Origin of the sequence: Sphingomonas sp. 3-13AW, from assembly GCF_049311085.1 — a bacterium.
GTDB lineage: Bacteria > Pseudomonadota > Alphaproteobacteria > Sphingomonadales > Sphingomonadaceae > Sphingomonas.
This window is the reverse complement of sequence record NZ_JASNVZ010000040.1, coordinates 1-17155: the sequence shown is the minus strand read 5'-3', so window position 1 is coordinate 17155 and position 17155 is coordinate 1. Positions and strand designations below refer to the sequence as shown.

Genomic DNA, 17155 nt, shown 5'->3' with positions numbered 1-17155 from the left:
TGTAATAGGACATATGAACTGGCTTGGCTTTAACCGAGTACCCGACGCCTTGAACGCCAGAACCCGGAGCCGCCGCCCACATGTCCCTTCATCAAAATCACAATGTCAAAGAACAAAACGCCGGCGCCGAATTGCACCCCCTTGCGGGAGTGGCCCGGTGCCTCGCGTTTCAGAACCGTCCCTGGCAGGCCGTGAAGGCCGCCCCGTCCGGTGAACAGGCCTCTACGGAACACCCAACAAACCGTCAAGCGATTCGATGACAGTTTTCTGAAATTTGTTCCAGCGGCCCGGAATCATCGTCCCGCGGGGCTCAGCCTTCCGGCTGCTGCCAGTGCGGATAGGTGACATAGGCGGTAACTGCGCCTTCCTCATGGGACCGGATCGTTACCTGCGACCCCTTGGGCATATGGATGATCTCGCCCGACCCGGCCGTAACCGTGCCGTCCGCGCTCGCGACCGAGATGCGCCCTTCCAGCACGATCATCACATCATCCACGACGATGTGCTCGTCGATGCTCTGGTCGGGACCATAGCGGCCATAGCCGATCGTGACCGGCGCCCCGTCGCGCTGGTCGACGACATTGCCGGCATAGACGTCGGCGGTCTGTCCGGGCGATCGTTCGAACGCGGCATCGGCAATGGCGAACTTGCGGACGGTCATGGCATCCTCGCGGTTGTTGCGCCCTGCTCGACGCGCGAACCCCCTCTCCGGTTCACCGCATCCTTGCGCAGCGGCGTGGGGGGGGTGGAGCCCGCTTGGCGGGAACAGCCCGCCCTTCGTACCGATGATTAAGCATGTCGGTCGCCAAGCCTTCCCCAGGGTGGTCCGACATGCAAATCACCGATCTGAACTGGTGTACCCATGCATTGACGGGGCAGCGAAGCATCGCGCCGCCGGCCGTGAACTCGCTGCCACCGTACAGTCGGGTCCGGCACTGGTTGCTCGGGATCGGGCGACGGGTCCGGCAGAGGAGCGGCGGCTATTGCAAAGCCGCCCGCGCCTCGTGCTGATCGGCGCCCAGCCCGCCGCTGTCCCCGCCCGCGTGCGGGCCGTCCACCACATGGCGCTAAAGCGACGGCGGCTTCCAACTTCCTGGTTCCCGCGTTCGTCGCTTCCGCAAGCGTGGCGCTCGGCGACGCCCAGGCGCTTCGTGAAGGCGTAGCCTCGGCGATCGGCTTCGCCGGCGCGATCTTGATCGAGGGCCGGCAGCGGCTTCCGTTCAGGCGCCATCGCCGCTGCCGCTGCCGTCGCTTACCAACCCTTCCCCCGCGTCATCCCTATTCAAGACGACGCGGAAGGGCCGGCCTTAATAGGCGTTCCGGTGCACCAGAACCATTGCCGTCCTGATCAGGATCAGGAAGTCCAGCTGCAGGCTCCAGTTGCGGATATATTCCATGTCCGCGTTCAAGCGCCGCTCAAGGTCGTCCCGCTGCAGGGTGGCGCCCCGGAACCCACGAACCTGCGCCAGCCCCGTCAGGCCCGGCTTGATGACATGTCGGTTCCAGTAGGTGGGGTCGATTTCCCAGAACAACAGGTCCGCCGCAGTCGACGAGAGGGCATGCGGCCGCGGACCCACGATGCTCATGTCGCCCAACAGCACGTTCAGCAACTGGGGCAGTTCGTCCATGCTCGTACGCCGCAGCCACCGGCCGACAGGCGTGATCCGGCTGTCGTCGCGCGACGCCGAGTTCACGCCGCCGAAGTCGGCCTTCTCGATATACATCGAACGAAACTTGAACATCGTGAACTTGCGGTTCTGCCGCCCAACCCGGACCTGCTTGAAGAAGACGGGCCCCGGGCTCGTCAGCCGGATGGCGGCAGCCGCCGCGGCGAACACCGGCAGCAGCAACAGGATCGCCACCCCGCTGATACAGATGTCGACGATCCGCTTCAGGATGCGCTCGCGCACCGCCAGTGGCCCCTGCGCCACGACGATCGTAGGCTCGGAACCGCTGAACGAAAGTGCCTGGGGGGCGAGGTGCCGCAATTCGGACGCCTGGATCTCACCCTGCACGTTCAGTCCCTGCAACACGGCCATCCAGGCCGCGCGCCGCTCTGCCGGGCAGCGCACGACCACGCGGTCGGCCTTGCCGATCGAGCGCGCGAACTGGTCGAACATCTCCGGAGAACGGTTGAGCGGACTCAGCATGCCGCCGGCATGAAGCACCAGATTGCAGTCGGCCGGCACACTCAGATCCGTTCCCCCGTCACAGATCAGGATCGTGTCCCAAGGATTGCCGCCCAAGAGCGAGGATGCGCGGCCGGCAATCCAGAACCGCACAACGCCCAGCCCCACGAGCGCGGCGGCATAGGAGACCGCAATGAACATCCGCGAAAACTCGCTGGAGGTCTTCAGCGAGAATGCGAGCAGCAGGAACGAGACAAAGGCGATGGTAAGCGCGCGATGCGTTCGCATGATCCCGGATCGCGCGTGCGAACCGCTGTGAATTGAAATCGCACCGCCTGCGACGGCGATGACAACGTACAGCGGGACGAGGACTCGGCCGACGATCAATGTAGATTCGTCCAGAACCGCTCCGTGCACTGCCAGGTTCGCGAGTCCCAAGCTCAGGAGCAGAACCAATACGTCCGCTGCCGCGAGAAGACAGTAGAGGCGCAGGCGCAGCGTCGCTCCGGAGGGGCGCCATTTATACTGGTCACTATCCCGCCGTCCGTGTGCGACCGTATCATGCACATTCGCGTTCATTTCAGTGCCATACCGTGCCGCTCAAGGCGGCCCGCCCGGCCCCGTCTTCCCTATTTCGGAATTGCCGAAGACCCCCGAGCACCACGGGATCTAGCGCCCGCCTGATGCATGCAGGGTTGTCGCGAATACCACCGTTCAAAACCCCCTCCCCTTTGCTGAATCCGACAGGTTCACCACGGCGCGGAACTGCGCCGCAAACCTGCTTTGGAATACAGACCAACCCCGCGAACCCCCATTCGCGCGATCCGCACCTTCGCTGTCTCGATAAAGCCAACAAGTGCATCGCCCCCGCGTTCCGAGGTCGCACATACAATTAGTTCGTCAGATTCTCTACCCAGATTGCCGCTAATTTCATCCATTTCGAAACGATGTCGGAACGCATGCATCAGAACCATGTCACAAACCGGGATGATTTCACTAATCTTCGGAACAGCTTGGGACCTCTGACGATTGCAGAACCACGGATCGGCGGAGTTCTTGCGCGGCTTCAAAGCGAGCGCGCTGGTCCCCGCTCCCCCCGATCACTTTGGGCGACACAAAAGGCATATTCATGCCGCGCGCATGGCGGATGCAGTGCGAAAGATCTTCCTGTTCGACTCTCCCGAACGCTTATCCCGGGCGCTCCGCACCGCCTTCAGCCGCATGCGCTACTGCCCCGCCCCACGCGTCCATCGCCGCTGTGGTCAGCGCAACCCAGAGGTTCCTGCGCGACCGACCTGAGCCCGCCGTTGCATCTCTCTCAAAGGGCTTTCAGAACCTTCGCTGGGGCGAGGGCGCGCGGCGCGTGCAAGGGAGGACATTGCGGTGACACTTCGGCTCGGCCGCATGGTGGCGACGTCTCTCGCGCTCGCGCTTCCCCTCGCCTCGGTGGCTGCGCAGCGCGGCCCCGTCTATGCCGATCCCCCGCCCACCGTCGCGGCCCCGGTCGATCATCCGTTCGAGGGGGTCATCGCCCTCCGCGTCGACGCGACCGACGTCCGCCGCCGCATCTTCACCGTGCAGCAGCGCATTCCGGTCGCGGCGGGCGCCACGGTCACGCTGCTTTATCCGCAATGGGAGGCGGCGAGCCACGGGCCCAGCCTCACCGTCACCGATCTCGCGGGACTGACCATCGAGGCGGCGGGGCGGCGCATCCCGTGGCGGCGCGATCCTTACACCCCGCATGCCTTCCACCTCGACGTGCCGCCCGGCACGCACGCGGTAGACGTGCGCTTCCAGATGGTCGCCGGGGGCGCGCTGCTCACCCCGGATATCGTCGCGATCCCGTGGCAGCGGCTGCTCCTCTATCCGGCAGGTTGGTACGCCCGGAACATCGCGGTCGCACCCACGCTGGTCCTGCCCGCGGGATTGCGCCCCTTCACCTCCCTGAAGGTCGCGCGCCACGACAATGCCGCCATCCGCTTCGACCAAACGACGGTGGAGACGCTGCTCGACGCCCCCGTGCTCGCCGGACGCCATACCGCCCGGCTGCCGCTGACCGCCCCCGGGGAGGGTGCGGTGTCGCTCGATCTCGTCGCCCTGCGCCCCGACGATCTCGTCGTCCCGGCCGCGCGGCTCGCGGAGCTGCGGGCCCTCATCATCCAGATGCGGGCGGTATTCGGTTCGGCGCCCTTCGCCCGCTACGAGATCCTCGCCCGGATGAGCGACGACGGTTCCTCGGGCGGGACCGAGCATCGCGCCTCCAGCGAGAATGAACTGGCGTCCACGCACTTCCGGGACTGGCCCGGCCAGATCCTGTCCCGCGACCTCATCGCGCATGAGATCGTGCACGCCTGGAACGGCTTTTACCGCACGCCCGCCGACCTCTGGGCGCCCACCCCCAACGTGCCCGTCGCCGGCAGCCTGTTGTGGATGTACGAGGGGCAGACCGAATTCTGGGGCCGGGTGCTCGCCACGCGCGCCGGCCAGTTCACCCCGGCCGAGCTGCGCGACAGACTCGCGATCGAGGCGGCAGAGATCGCCACGCGCCCGGGCCGCGCCTGGCGCCCGCTGTCGGACGACGTCCACTATCCGTCGTTCATGCTGCGCCAGCCGGTGCCATGGCGCGATTGGCAGCGGCGGCGGGACTATTATTCGGAAGGCGTCCTCTTGTGGCTGGCCGTCGATGCCGAGCTGCGCGAGCGGAGCGGCGGGCGGCGCGGCATCGACGATTTCGCGCGCGCCTTCTTTGCCGGGGCGTCGCCCGATGCGCCGACCCGCACCTACCGCTTCGAGGATCTGTGCGACGCACTCAACACGGTCGTGCCCGCCGACTGGGCCGGCTTCCTGCGCGGCTGGATCGATGCGCATGACGAGCTCGACACGACCCGCGGGCTCACCCGGCACGGCTGGCGGCTGGTCTTCGCCGACACGCCCAGCCCGGCCTTTCGCGCCGGCGAGGAAGAGGCCGGGGTCAGCGACCTCACCTACTCGATCGGGCTGACGACGCGCCCCGACGGCGCCGTGCGCACCGTCGCCTGGAACGGCCCCGCCTTCCGCGCCGGCATGCGACCGGGGATCCGGATCGTCGCCGTCCACGCCGCACCCTTCGGGACCGAGGCGCTGCTCGCCGCCGTGCGCGCTTCCGCCCGCCAGCCTTTGGTCCTCACCATCGAACAGGACGGCCAGCGCTCTGAGGTTTCCATCCCCTATGCCGGCCCGTTGCGCTATCCCCGGCTCGAACGGATCGCCGGACGGCCCGACACGCTTGCGGCATTGCTCGCCCCGCGCCCCGACCCGGCGGACGCGGCTCCCACGGGCCCCTGATCGCGGCCCCCGGAGGGCCGGCTCAATCCGCTTCCGGACCGCTGCCGATGGCGACCGACTGCGCGCCCATCACTTCCCTGGCGGACTTGTTGGCCTCCAGCATCGCGAGCATCTGGGCTGCCTTGTTGTCGGGGCCGGCGTGCGCGGAGTAGGCGAGCGGCCGCAACGCCCTCTTGGCGTCCTCGACCCGGTCGTCGGCCAGCGACTGGAACGCATAGGCAAGGCGCAGTTCGGGATCCTGCGGAACCAGTTCGTGCGCGCGCGCCAGCGCGTCCTTGGCATTGGTGGTGGGGACCATGCCCGCCTGGCCATAGCTCGAATAAAACAGCAGCAGCGTATAGGCGTCGTTGGGGTCGACCTTGTTCGCCCGTAACAGCCATTTGCGGGCTTCGTCCCATACCGCCGGGTCGGTGACCTTCGCCTCGCGCGCGCGGTTCATGCGCACCTGTGCCTTGTAGATCAGCGCCTGCGACGACCTGGGATCGATCGCCAGCGCGCGGTCGGCGGCCGCTTCGGCCAGGTCATAGCGTCCCGCGTCCAGCGCCATTTCGGCAAGCCACCCCTGGACGACCGCATCGTCGGGATAGCGCTCGCCGATCGGGATCGCGTCCTTCAGGATCGGCTGCGCCGTCTCCCTGCTGACACCCCGGTCCGACCGCATGCGCAGCCCGATCATCGCCTTCTCTCCCGGCGTGAGGGCACGCACCTGCACCACCGGCTGCGGCAGCTTGTCGAGGACGAAGCGCAATGCCGGAATGGTGCGATTTTTCAGTACGGCGTCGAGTTCCTTGTCCAACTGTTTCAGGTCGCCGAACGCTTCCCGCGCCGCGTCGATGCCGGGCTTGCCCGCGTTCAGGGCCTGCAGATACTTGCTGAACTGGTCGCGCCGTTCCTTGCCCGAACCGATCATGACATAATGGGTGAGCAGCCACCCGCGCGCATAGAGCGCCGGCACCTGGTTCTTGCGGATCGTGCGCATGTTCAGGGAAAACAGGTCGCTGGCGGACAGTTTCTCACCCTGCAGCAGCGTATAGGCCCGGTGCACCGCGGCCTTGCCGATCCAGGCATATTCCTTGTCGAAGGACGCCGTCGACAGGAACTCCGCATAGCCTTCGGAAAACCAGGCCGGATAGGCGGCGGCGAAATTGCCCAGCAGCAGGTGGTGGCCATATTCGTGGAAGAGGATGATCCGCGCTTCGTTGCGCGCGCCGTCCATTGCTCGCGGGGTAAAGGCGACGGACCCGCTCGCCCGCCCCTGGTAAAAGCCGGCGATGCCCGCGCTGGTGGAACCGTACAGCCGCCGAACCGCGTCGTCGTCGGACACGACATAGACCGTCAGCTTGTTCGCTTCTTCGTCGGGGCTCGCGGGCACGTTCTGGAGGTAGCGGAACACGCTGTCGAACCGTTCCAGTTCCTCCGCCCGTTCCTGCACCCGCGCGCTACTGCCCTCGGCATAGACGATGAAGTGCTTCGACGTCGCCTGGTACCATTCCGCCTTTGCCGGCGCCGCCAGCCCCAGGGCGAAGCCCATCATCACCGACGCCAGCCCGATCGAACGACGCATGTTGTGCCCCCTCATCCTGGCGCGCAGCCTACCCAACTTGTTCAGCCCTGTCAGCATCTTGCCGAACCCAAGGATGAACGCAGCTCGACACCTTCCGCTCAAGAAGTCTGCAAGTTCCTCCGCCTTGCCATCGGCTCCAGAACTTCTCGATGACTCGAAAAATTCGCCGCTCCGTGCGCTGCGCACTGCCACGGCCAGCGCTCGGGCCGAAAACGCGGGGACAATGGCGGGTGCCCTATCCCTTGCCCGACGTTCCCGCCTCCAGGATCGACACGATGGAAAACAGCGTGAAGCACACAGCGCCCAGGCCTGCGAGCACGCGCGCCGGAACGAAGAAGCCGGGATCCGCCATCGCGGCTTCCGCCAGGAACGTGGAAAAGAACAGACAGGCGAGGCACGTCAGGACCGGGATCAGCGGAATGCGATTGGCCAGCGCGCATTCGCGGCGCCAGGTCAACGCCAGCAGCCACACCTTTGAGACAATACTGAAACACACCATGCCCAGCCCGAGCAGGATGCAGCCCGGGGCGATCCGCTCCGGCCGATCGGATCCGAACAGGACGTCGAGGCCCCAGCCGAAGGTCGCAGCCCCCATCAACAGGACCCAGAGCGTCCAGAGCCACCGCTCGGCCTCGCCGAACTGGTTGCGGACCTGTCGCACCACCGTTGAAACCAGAGAAATGAGGCTCGCACAGATCGCCGAGATACCCATCAGGACATGCCCGGCGACGAAGTCCGGCGTGTGCGCCTCTTGCCGCAGCAACATTGCCGCCCAGACCGCACCCAGAAGCGTCGCCGCCACCGGAATGCAGATCAGCCCGGCGCCAACTGCGGCGCTATAGGCCTCGCAGGGCGTGCCGTCCTCCGCACGGCCGTGCGCGTTCCTGGGGATCAGCGTGAAGGCGCTGGACGCCGTCGCGACCGTACTCACACAGGCCGCGATCAGGCCGACGCCGAACACGACATGGCCGGCGACGAAGCTGGGCACGCTTCCCTGCTGCACGATCAGCAGCCCCCAGGCCGCGGTCGTCAGGGCGACCCCATAGCCGATGATCGGCAGGACGATCATCCATGTCCGGCTGAACGTATGGGTGAGTTGCCGGATGATCATGGCTGCCGTCGTGAACAGCGCGATGCAGATCGCGGTCAGCGAGATCAGCACATGGCCGGCGACAAAATGGTTGGCGTCGCCCCCCCCCGCCCGAACGTAAAGCCCCAGGGCGAGGCACACCGCGCCCATGGCGAGGGGGATGATCCGGAAGAGGATGCTGATCCAGTAGTTCACGGAAGAGCCTCGGGGTTCGGTGGATACAGGCGCGCTACGTCCGGGGCTCGCCGTCAAGCCTCAGCGTGCCAGATGACTCCGCGTCCACCACGCAACCAATAGGCAAAGATACGGTGGCCCTTTGTCGGACCGCTGGTCACGACGCGGCGCGCCGCGGCCTGCAGGAAAAATCGTGCAACCGGACGCACGCCACCCGCGATGGCGGCGCAACGCACCGCAACGTCGATCACAGGGGAGAAGAAATGGTGCACCCGACAGGATTCGAACCTGTGGCCTCTGCCTTCGGAGGGCAGCGCTCTATCCAGCTGAGCTACGGGTGCCGGCCGGTGGAGCCGACTAGCAAAGCCTTTGCCCCGACGCCAGCCGTTTTCGCTGCCACCCGCCCGTTGCGCATCATCGCTTGGCCTCGTCCCCGATCGCGCGTACACTCCGGCCATCCCCGGGGGACCGCTATGCCGCGGTTGAGAGGTGGGCAGGAGCCCATGACCCGCTGAACCTGATCCGGCTGACACCGGCGTAGGGAGGGAGCGGTCGGCCAACGCCCGTTTCCTCCAAGTGGAGTGGAACCATGGCAGACATACCGGCAACGACTTCTATCGGCGTAACCACCGGCCCCATCCGGGGCTCGCGCAAGGTGCACATCCCCGCCCCCGGCAACCCCGCCGTCCGCGTGGCGATGCGCGAGATCGACCTCGACCCCAGCTCCGGTGAGCCGCCCTTGCGCGTCTACGACACCTCCGGCCCCTATACCGATCCCGCGGCAGAGATCGACATTTCGGGCGGCCTCCCGCCCCTGCGCCGCGCCTGGATCGAGGCGCGCGGCGATGTCGAGGCCTATGACGCGCGCGAGATCCGGCCCGAGGACAATGGCCAGCTCGGCCCCGACCGCTCCGGCGGCGTGCCGCAGTTCCCGCGCCGCATCCACCGGCCGCTGCGCGCAAAGCCGGGCATGAACGTCAGCCAGATGCACTATGCCAGGCGCGGCATCATCACGCCCGAGATGGAATATGTCGCCGCCCGCGAGAATCTCGGCCGCTCGGCCATGCACGAGGCTGCGACCCGCGACGGCAACAGCTGGGGCGCCGCCATCCCCGATTTCGTGACGCCCGAATTCGTCCGGGACGAGGTCGCCCGCGGCCGCGCGATCATCCCCAACAACATCAACCACCCCGAATCCGAGCCGATGGCGATCGGCCGCAACTTCCTGGTCAAGATCAACGCCAACATCGGCAATTCCGCCGTCGCCTCCAACGTCGCGGCCGAAGTCGACAAGCTCGTCTGGTCGATCCGCTGGGGCGCCGACACGGTGATGGACCTCTCCACCGGTCGCAACATCCACGACACGCGCGAATGGATTCTCCGCAACTCGCCCGTGCCGATCGGCACCGTGCCCATCTACCAGGCGCTCGAAAAGGTCGGCGGCATCGCCGAGGAGCTGACCTGGGAGATCTTCCGCGACACGCTGATCGAACAGGCCGAACAGGGCGTCGACTATTTCACCATCCACGCCGGCGTCCGCCTGCCCTACATCCCGATGACGGCCAAGCGCGTCACCGGCATCGTCAGCCGCGGCGGCTCGATCATGGCGAAATGGTGCCTGGCGCATCACAAGGAGAGCTTCCTCTACGAGCGCTTCGACGAGATCACCGAGATCATGAAGGCGTATGACATCGCCTATTCGCTCGGCGACGGCCTGCGCCCCGGCTCCATCGCCGACGCCAATGACGAGGCCCAGTTCTCCGAGCTCTACACCCTGGGTGAGCTCACCAAGCGCGCCTGGGACCAGGACGTCCAGGTCATGATCGAGGGCCCCGGCCATGTGCCGATGCACAAGATCAAGGAGAATATGGACAAGCAGCTGGAGGCGTGCGGAGAGGCGCCCTTCTACACCCTCGGGCCGCTCACCACCGATATCGCGCCGGGCTATGACCACATCACCTCCGGCATCGGTGCCGCGATGATCGGCTGGTACGGCACCGCGATGCTCTGCTACGTCACGCCCAAGGAGCATCTGGGCCTGCCCGACCGCGACGACGTGAAGGTCGGCGTCGTCACCTACAAGCTCGCCGCCCATGCCGCCGATCTCGCCAAGGGGCACCCCGCCGCCAAGCTGCGCGACGACGCGCTCAGCCGCGCCCGCTTCGAGTTCCGCTGGCGCGACCAGTTCAACCTCAGCCTCGATCCCGACACGGCAGAGAGCTACCACGACCAGACGCTCCCGGCCGAAGGCGCCAAGACCGCGCACTTCTGCTCCATGTGCGGGCCGAAATTCTGCTCGATGAAGATCACGCAGGAGGTTCGGGAATTTGCCGCGAAGCAGAACGCCCCCGTCGAAAGCTTCGTCGCGGCTGAGGATGCAGAGGCCGGCATGGCCGAAATGAGCGAGCGCTTCCGCGAAAAGGGCAGCGAGGTCTACCTCCCCGCCGCCGAGTAACCGGCCCCGCCGCAACGGTCCCGATCGCTGCGGCGGACCACCTCCAGGTACAAGGATTTCGGGGTGACCCGCACCCCGCCCGCCCCCTAGCATCCGCTCCCGAAAGGACAGGGAATGGCGGTCATGGTCGACGGGCTTCAGGCACTCACCGAGAAGGAGAAGCAGACGCTTCGCCTGCTGCTGGAGGGGCATGACGCCAAGTCAATGGCGCGCCACCTCGATCTGTCGGTACACACGATCAACGAACGCCTGCGCGATGCCCGCCGCAAGCTTTCCGTCTCCACCAGCAAGGAGGCCGCCCGCCTGCTCCGCCAGCGCGAGGCCATCCCCCAAAACCTCGGAGACACAAGGTTCGGGGATGCCCCGCCCGCGCCGATCGATCAGCACTCCGCACAGCCCAGCGCCAAGCCGCCTTCACCCCCGAAGACGGCCTGGGCCATCGGAGGACTCGCCATGATCCCGTTCCTGGTCACCCTGCTCGCCTTGTCCGCCCCTACCCAGGCACCGCAAGCCGGCACCCCGCCCGCCACCGCGCCCGCGACCGAGAGCGCCGCCACCCGCGCTGCGGCCGACTGGCTCGCGCTGGTGGACGCCGGCAAGTGGCAGGAAAGCTGGGCCGCGACCGGCCAGTCGTTTCAGACGCTCAACACCGTCGTCGCCTGGCAGGCTGCCTCCGAACAAGCACGGGTGCCCCTTGGCCGCATGCTGTCGCGCCAGCTGCTCGGCGAAGCCGACGTTCCCGCACCGCCCAACGGCTACCGCATGGTCCGCTTCCGCACCGATTTCGAGAACAGGCGCGGCGCGACGGAGACCGTATCGCTCGACCGCGAAGGCGGGAGCTGGAAGGTGGTGGGGGTGTATATCGAGTGAAGGTGGAGCGCGCCAAGTCGGGCTATATGGCTACAGCGGCGAGTCGTGTTCCGACACCTATCCAACTGATTGCTTTGTCAATGGCGATGCACTAAATTCGGTTTGCCGGGAGTGCGTCACTTAGCACGTTGAGGCTACGGCTTCACCCGGCGTCAATCCAGCACATCGCCCTGCCAGTCACGTTTCGGAAAGCGCACGATACCGAAGCCGTCGATCTTGCCTTGGCTGGAGGCCCGAAAAGATGGCCTCAGCCTATCATACCAAGTCCGGTCGCCATGTGCTTGCGCGCGCCAAATCGCGCCTGCCACCATATCGACTAACTGAATGCCGATGCTCAAATGGGATGGCGAGAAGAACAAGCCTTCAATGAAATTTGCATAGTCAGAAGTGTATTTACCGGCCTCTCTTATCAGGCGCTCGTGCCTCAGCCGCATACTATCATCATCGCCTTTGCCCCGATGATCCGCAACGATGATCCCGTAAGTATCCCTGCCACTTGCGCGTGTCACATCCTGAAGGAAGTATTGAAAACGCTCTGTAACCGGCTTGTAAGTGCGGAAGTACAAGTCGTCTTGGCTATTCACGTTTCCGAGCCCGTACGCTGTTCTTCCTTCTGAAGCGCAAGCTATAATTCTACAAGATTTAGCTTCTGTAATGATCTTGAAGACGCGATCTCGCATATCGTTTTTAGCTGCCTGCTCCCAACCGAGCATCGGGTTGTCGCTGTCTGCGTTATTAGGTGCAAAAAAGCGCCACTTTAACTCCCCTCGGTACCCGGAGGCTCTTTTCAAGCCAATCAGCTTGTCACGCAAACCAGGCCAGCGATCCTCAGGGATCACTAAGCCAGCGATGACGAAGTAACTATGCTTCTCATCTGCTGGCTTCGGTGGAGTGCCGCTCTCGTCTATGAACAGTAAGTGCATAGAGGAAAGGTAGATCGCACTTCGATAAACCTCAATATGTTAGGCCCCGTTCCGCTCACAGCGGCTATTGGGAGGCACGTCTAGTAGCGCCAGCCTCTGCTCTCATCCCACCACTTTTTGCCGATAGCCTACGAGCAACTCGCCTTGGTCTCTTCAGGGCGAGAAAGAGCCATCTCTCGATCGAGCTTTACGATCAGCTCACAGTCTCGCCCATGTGCAACCACGACTGAGCTTCCCGAAGGGGCGCCCGATCGCGCGCCCCACGAAGGCTTCAACATCACCAACCGGGCGGTATTCCCCCCCGCCCCCGCGTCAGCGCTGCGTGGCGGGCTTGGGAAGCGGTGCGTCCGGCAGTGCGGCGATGTCGCGCGCGGTCATGGTGGTCACCACGTCGAACTCCGCGCCGTCGGGTCGGGTCGTCAGGCCCGCCAGCGGCACGACGACGAAGCGGTCGGGATCGCTGTCCTCGACCTCGACCAGCAGCCCGCTGACCGCGCCCGACGGGTCACGCTGCACCATGACGATGTCGCCAAGCTCGGTGCCGTCCGCCGCGATCAGGTCGGCGTCCAGCAATTGCCGCTCGGTCAGGTTCAGCGCCACCAGCGCGTCCCCGGCAGCGGCGGCGCTGGCCTTGGCCTCCTTCTCGATCTGGCGTTCGACGGCGTCGGCCTGTTTCTCGGCCTGGCTCTCGCACGCCGCCAGCCCGGCGACGAGTGCGATGAGGAGGGGGATGCGGTTAATTGCCATGATGCGACTCCTCGCCATGGGGCGCCATTGTCCCGGGGTCTAACAATCCGCAGCAAGCCCGCAGGTTCCCGGGACGATCCGGCCCGGGACCAACCGGCCCCTTACCAACCCGATCGCCGCAGCCGACCGGACGCGCGCGGCTGACTCGCGTCCACCGCCCCGCCGCGCTACCTCTTACCCATGTGCAACGAAGCATATCGCCGCACCCAGATCGGTCAGCTCCGCGATGACTGGCACCAGCTGCGCGTGCCGCTGCGCTTTCCCGAAGGAATCCCCAACTTCGCAGCCCTCGAAAGCTTCAAGATCACCGACCGGGTGGAAATCATCCGCCCCGCCGCCGATGCGCCGCAAGAGGCGGAGATGGTCACCCGCCGCTGGAGCTGGCCCGGTCCGGGTGGAAAGCCCGTCTACAACTTCCGGTCGGACGGGCGCCGGATCGCGCATGCCAGCCGCTGCCTGATCCCGGTCGACGGCTTCTTCGAATTCACCGATCCGCCCGCACCCCCGCCCGGCGAGAACCCGCCCGGCGAGAAGAAGCCCAGGCGCGTCCCTAAGTCGAAATGGGCCTTTTCCCTGCGCGACCAGCCCTGGTTCTGCATCGCCGGCATCTGGCGCACCGATCCCCAGGTGGGGGAGGCCTGGTCGATGCTCACCTGCCCGCCCGGGGCCGATGTCGCCCCCTATCACCACCGCCAGGTCGTCGTGGTCCCGCTCGATCGCTGCGCCCGCTGGCTCGATCCCGCCGTCCCCGCCGCCGAACTCTGCCAGCCGCTTCCCCCCGGCAGCCTGGAGGTGCGCCAAGTCCGCTAGCCCCTGTCCTGCACGCGCGCGCCCTGTCCTACACGCGCGCATTGTGGCTTATCCTTGCCGATGCGCGATCCTGCCACCCCGCCCGCTGCACCCGCCGGCCCTTCGGCCCGCGATGCCCTCTCCACCCCGCCTGTGGCCCAGCCGCCGGCCACACCCCCGCTCGACGCCCATGGCTTCGATCCCGATGATTTCGAATGGCGCCCGGTGCCCCGCCGCCCGCGTGCGGACGGCTGGTCGCCCGACGTCCAGCGCCGCTTTGTCGAGGCACTGGCCGACACCGGCCTCGTCTCCGCCGCGTGCGAGGCGGTCGATATGTCGGTGGCGAGCGCCTATCGCCTGCGCCGCGCGCCCGGTGCCGAAAGCTTCGCGCGCGCCTGGGACGCCGCGCTCGATGCCGCTGCCGATCATCTCGCCGCCGTCGCCTTTTCGCGCGCGCTGGAGGGGGTGGACGTGCCCGTGTTCGACCGCAACGGCTGCCGCATCGGCGCCCGCCGCCAATATAACGACCGGCTGCTGATGTTCCTGTTGCGCGCCTATCGGCCGGAGCGGTTCGGCGGGGTCGAGCGCCCGCGCGCGCCGGCCCCGGCGCAACCGGCCGAACCGCGTCCCGCCGCCTCCCGCCCGGCCGATCCCGTCGCCGCGCCCACGGCGGCCCTTGCCCAGGCGACGGCGGCGCTCTTCCCGGTGCCCCCGGCCGAACCCCACCGGCTGATGCCCCCCGAAAAGCTCCACGCCGCGCTCGACGGTGCCGCCGCGATGGGCGACCTCTACCGCACCTATCCCGAGTTCGACCGCGAGCATTTCGTCCGCCCGCGCGTGGAGGCGGACGGGGCAGAGGCGCGCGCCTACCGTCCCGGACCGGCCCCCCGCGAGTTCTGGGAGTGACCGCGTCTTGGCCGCACCTTAGCCTCACCTTCCGCCGCCGGGGGCGCGGCACGGGGCCGGGAACGGGGCTGGGAACGGGCAGCGTCTTGGCCTCACCTTAGCCTCACCTTCCGCGCGGCACGCCCCGTCCGGATGCCGGGCCGGGCGCGGTTTTCGGCGGCACCCGCCCCGCCCCCATGCGTTTGGGTCGCGCGTCCCGCCGCCAGGCCGGGCGCCCCTCGCAACCAGGAGCTGTCCCATGAGCCTGTTCGGAGCCGACATCCACACCCTCGACGACCTGTTCGTCCACGGCCTCAAGACCATCTATTATGCGGAGCGCCAGATCCTCGAGACGCTGCCCCAGATGATCGAGATGGCGACCGATCCCTCGCTCAAGGCCGGGTTCCAGCAGCACCTGCGCGAGACCGAGGGCCAGCGCACCCGGCTGGAGCGCGTGTTCGAAATGCACGGCGTCGCTCCCGACGAGGCCAAATGCCCCGCGATCGACGGCATCATCAAGGCGGCAAACGCGACTGCGGCCGACATCGACGACAAGCAGGTGCTTGACGCCGCCCTCGCCTTTGGCGCGCAGATGGTCGAGCATTATGAGATCGCCCAGTACGGCACGCTGATCGCCTGGGCGCGTGAGCTCGGCCGCCCCGACTGTGCCGCCATCCTCGACGAGAATCTCGCCGAGGAAAAGGCGACCGACGCCAAGCTCTCCGACCTGGCCGAGGCCCGCATCAACCGCGCGGCGGAGCTGCAGGCCTCGTAACTACCGGCCGGGGTGCGGGGTCAGAACAGGCCCGGCACCTCGCGCTGCGCCGGCGTCGGCCGGCTCGGCGTCAGCAGTTGCCGCTCGGAAACCAGGGCACCATTGGTGCGTGCCGTGCCGGTCGCGGTCCCGGCCGCGGCGCCCAGGATCGGCGTGCAGCTGCGCCCGGCCAGATAGTCCAGCGCCTGGCGCAGCGACGCCTCGCGCGGGTCGCCCAGCGGATAGCCGATGTCGTCATAGGACTGGCAGGTCGCCGGCACCGTGTTGGCCAGGCCCCGGTAATAGTCGGCATTGCCCGCCGCGTTCTGGACGGCCAGCGCGATCACCCGCAGCCGGTCGTCGCACGCGCCCTTGTCGAGCGCGACCTGGCCGACCGGCTTGCCATAGGTGTTGGTCCCCACCAGCGCCATGTTGGTGCCGAGATAGGGGAGGAAGCCGTTGATCACCATCTCGCTGGCAGAGGCGGTGCCGCCGCTCCCGATGAAGGCGATCCGGGTGGGGGCGATCGACTCCGGCTGCGGCGTGAAGGTGGTGACCTCGTTGTTCTCCGCCTTGGACGGGCGGAAGGTGATCCGGGTGAACACCTCGCTCGGCTGGCGGTTGGCCCCCATCAGGTCGCCCATCAGCTCGGCGATGCTGATCAGCCCGCCGCCATTGTAGCGCAGGTCCACCACCAGCTGGGTGACGCCCTGCGCGCGGAAGCTCGCGAACGCCTGGCGCAGCTGCGGGTCGGCGGTGTTGATGAAGGTCCGCAGGTTCAGATAGCCGACCTTGCGCCCGCCATCGTCCAGCACCTTGGCGCCATAGCGGTTGGAGACCGGCTGCAACGCAAAGTCGGCCATCGCCAGCGTCACGTTGCGGGTGCCGGTCGCGTCGCGGACCTGCATCACCCGGCGCGTACCCGCCGTGCTGCCGCCCAGCGCCTGGTCGAGCGCATCGCCGCTGCCCGTGCCCACCAGGCTGGCGACCGTCCGCAGCGAGCCCGCGTCATTGCCGATCGCGAGGATCTCGGTGCCGCGATCCAGCCCCGCCGCCAGCGCCGGCGCGCCCTCGAATGCCTCGGTCACGAACAGCCGGTTGTCGCTCGTCAGCCCCAGCCGGAACCCGAAGCCCGCGCTCGACCCCGCGTCATAATAGGCGTTCTCCTCGGCGATCGAGGTGCGATAGGTGAAGAACCGGTCCCGCCCCTGCGCCCGCGCATTGGCGGTCAGCGCGTCGACATAGTCGTCGACGCTCGCAAAGGGCGTCGGGTCCAGCCGCGCAGGCAGCGTCTCGGGGAACAGATACCATTCGTTGATCTGCGCCGCCGCCCAGTCCTGCCGCTCCCTGAGCGAACAGCCCGCGGTCTGCGTCGGGGTAGGGGTCGGCGTGGGTGCCGGCGTCGGCGCCGCCACCACCGTGCCCCCCGAACCGCCGCCGCCGGCACCCAC

At 67.0% G+C, this 17155-nt stretch carries 14 protein-coding genes, 1 tRNA gene and 1 riboswitch; of the genes, 6 read left to right on the top strand and 9 right to left on the bottom strand.

The features are described 5' to 3' along the window. Positions 1-310: 310 nt before the first annotated feature. The 3 genes from QP045_RS20935 to QP045_RS20925 all read right to left on the bottom strand — a co-directional run bounded on the left by QP045_RS20935 (position 311) and on the right by QP045_RS20925 (position 3103). Positions 311-661, bottom strand: a complete 351-nt coding sequence (locus tag QP045_RS20935; RefSeq protein WP_422516950.1) for a hypothetical protein — start codon at positions 659-661, stop codon at positions 311-313. A 646-nt stretch (positions 662-1307) separates the two neighbouring features. Further along, positions 1308-2417 carry a sugar transferase gene (locus QP045_RS20930; protein WP_422516949.1) on the bottom strand — a complete coding sequence of 370 codons (1110 nt, stop codon included), beginning with the start codon at positions 2415-2417 and terminating at the stop codon, positions 1308-1310. A 461-nt stretch (positions 2418-2878) separates the two neighbouring features. After that, positions 2879-3103, bottom strand: a complete 225-nt coding sequence (locus QP045_RS20925) for a hypothetical protein (protein ID WP_422516948.1) — start codon at positions 3101-3103, stop codon at positions 2879-2881. 409 nt (positions 3104-3512) lie between these two features. Between QP045_RS20925 and QP045_RS20920 the strand changes: the two genes are divergently transcribed. Next, a complete protein-coding gene (locus tag QP045_RS20920) occupies positions 3513-5453 on the top strand; it encodes a peptidase M61 (protein ID WP_422516947.1) in 1941 nt (646 codons plus the stop codon). Between the two features lie 22 nt (positions 5454-5475). Here QP045_RS20920 and QP045_RS20915 read toward each other — a convergent pair whose 3' ends face one another. From QP045_RS20915 to QP045_RS20905, 3 genes are all read right to left on the bottom strand, one after another. Continuing rightward, positions 5476-7017 (bottom strand): hypothetical protein, encoded by a 1542-nt coding sequence (locus QP045_RS20915; RefSeq protein WP_422516946.1) that lies wholly within the window; start codon positions 7015-7017, stop codon positions 5476-5478. A 235-nt stretch (positions 7018-7252) separates the two neighbouring features. After that, the gene (locus QP045_RS20910) at positions 7253-8302 is read right to left on the bottom strand and encodes a DUF2776 family protein (RefSeq protein WP_422516945.1); all 1050 of its coding nucleotides are present in this window, start codon (positions 8300-8302) and stop codon (positions 7253-7255) included. 243 nt (positions 8303-8545) lie between these two features. Then, a tRNA-Arg gene (locus QP045_RS20905) sits at positions 8546-8622 on the bottom strand. A 110-nt stretch (positions 8623-8732) separates the two neighbouring features. Then, a riboswitch (TPP riboswitch) is annotated at positions 8733-8842 on the top strand. A 28-nt stretch (positions 8843-8870) separates the two neighbouring features. Between QP045_RS20905 and thiC the strand changes: the two genes are divergently transcribed. Continuing rightward, a complete protein-coding gene (gene thiC, locus QP045_RS20900) occupies positions 8871-10736 on the top strand; it encodes a phosphomethylpyrimidine synthase ThiC (protein ID WP_422516944.1) in 1866 nt (621 codons plus the stop codon). A gap of 114 nt (positions 10737-10850) precedes the next feature. Continuing rightward, positions 10851-11606 (top strand): DUF4019 domain-containing protein, encoded by a 756-nt coding sequence (locus tag QP045_RS20895; RefSeq protein WP_422516943.1) that lies wholly within the window; start codon positions 10851-10853, stop codon positions 11604-11606. Positions 11607-11758: 152 nt separating this feature from the next. On the opposite strand, the gene QP045_RS20890 is transcribed toward QP045_RS20895, so the two are convergent. Together QP045_RS20890 and QP045_RS20885 are read right to left on the bottom strand one after the other, a co-directional pair. Continuing rightward, entirely contained in the window at positions 11759-12529 is a 771-nt protein-coding gene (locus QP045_RS20890; protein WP_422516942.1) for a DUF3800 domain-containing protein, read from the bottom strand. 312 nt (positions 12530-12841) lie between these two features. Then, positions 12842-13276 carry a PRC-barrel domain containing protein gene (locus QP045_RS20885; protein ID WP_422516941.1) on the bottom strand — a complete coding sequence of 145 codons (435 nt, stop codon included), beginning with the start codon at positions 13274-13276 and terminating at the stop codon, positions 12842-12844. Between the two features lie 180 nt (positions 13277-13456). Between QP045_RS20885 and QP045_RS20880 the strand changes: the two genes are divergently transcribed. The 3 genes from QP045_RS20880 to QP045_RS20870 all read left to right on the top strand — a co-directional run bounded on the left by QP045_RS20880 (position 13457) and on the right by QP045_RS20870 (position 15725). After that, positions 13457-14086, top strand: coding sequence for an SOS response-associated peptidase family protein (locus QP045_RS20880; RefSeq protein ID WP_422516940.1), 630 nt, complete (start codon positions 13457-13459; stop codon positions 14084-14086). 60 nt (positions 14087-14146) lie between these two features. Then, positions 14147-14971: a hypothetical protein gene (locus tag QP045_RS20875; RefSeq protein WP_422516939.1), complete on the top strand. Its 825-nt coding sequence runs from the start codon at positions 14147-14149 to the stop codon at positions 14969-14971. Between the two features lie 238 nt (positions 14972-15209). Then, positions 15210-15725 carry a ferritin-like domain-containing protein gene (locus QP045_RS20870; protein WP_422516938.1) on the top strand — a complete coding sequence of 172 codons (516 nt, stop codon included), beginning with the start codon at positions 15210-15212 and terminating at the stop codon, positions 15723-15725. A gap of 20 nt (positions 15726-15745) precedes the next feature. On the opposite strand, the gene QP045_RS20865 is transcribed toward QP045_RS20870, so the two are convergent. After that, positions 15746-17155 carry a S41 family peptidase gene (locus tag QP045_RS20865; protein WP_422516937.1) on the bottom strand — a complete coding sequence of 470 codons (1410 nt, stop codon included), beginning with the start codon at positions 17153-17155 and terminating at the stop codon, positions 15746-15748.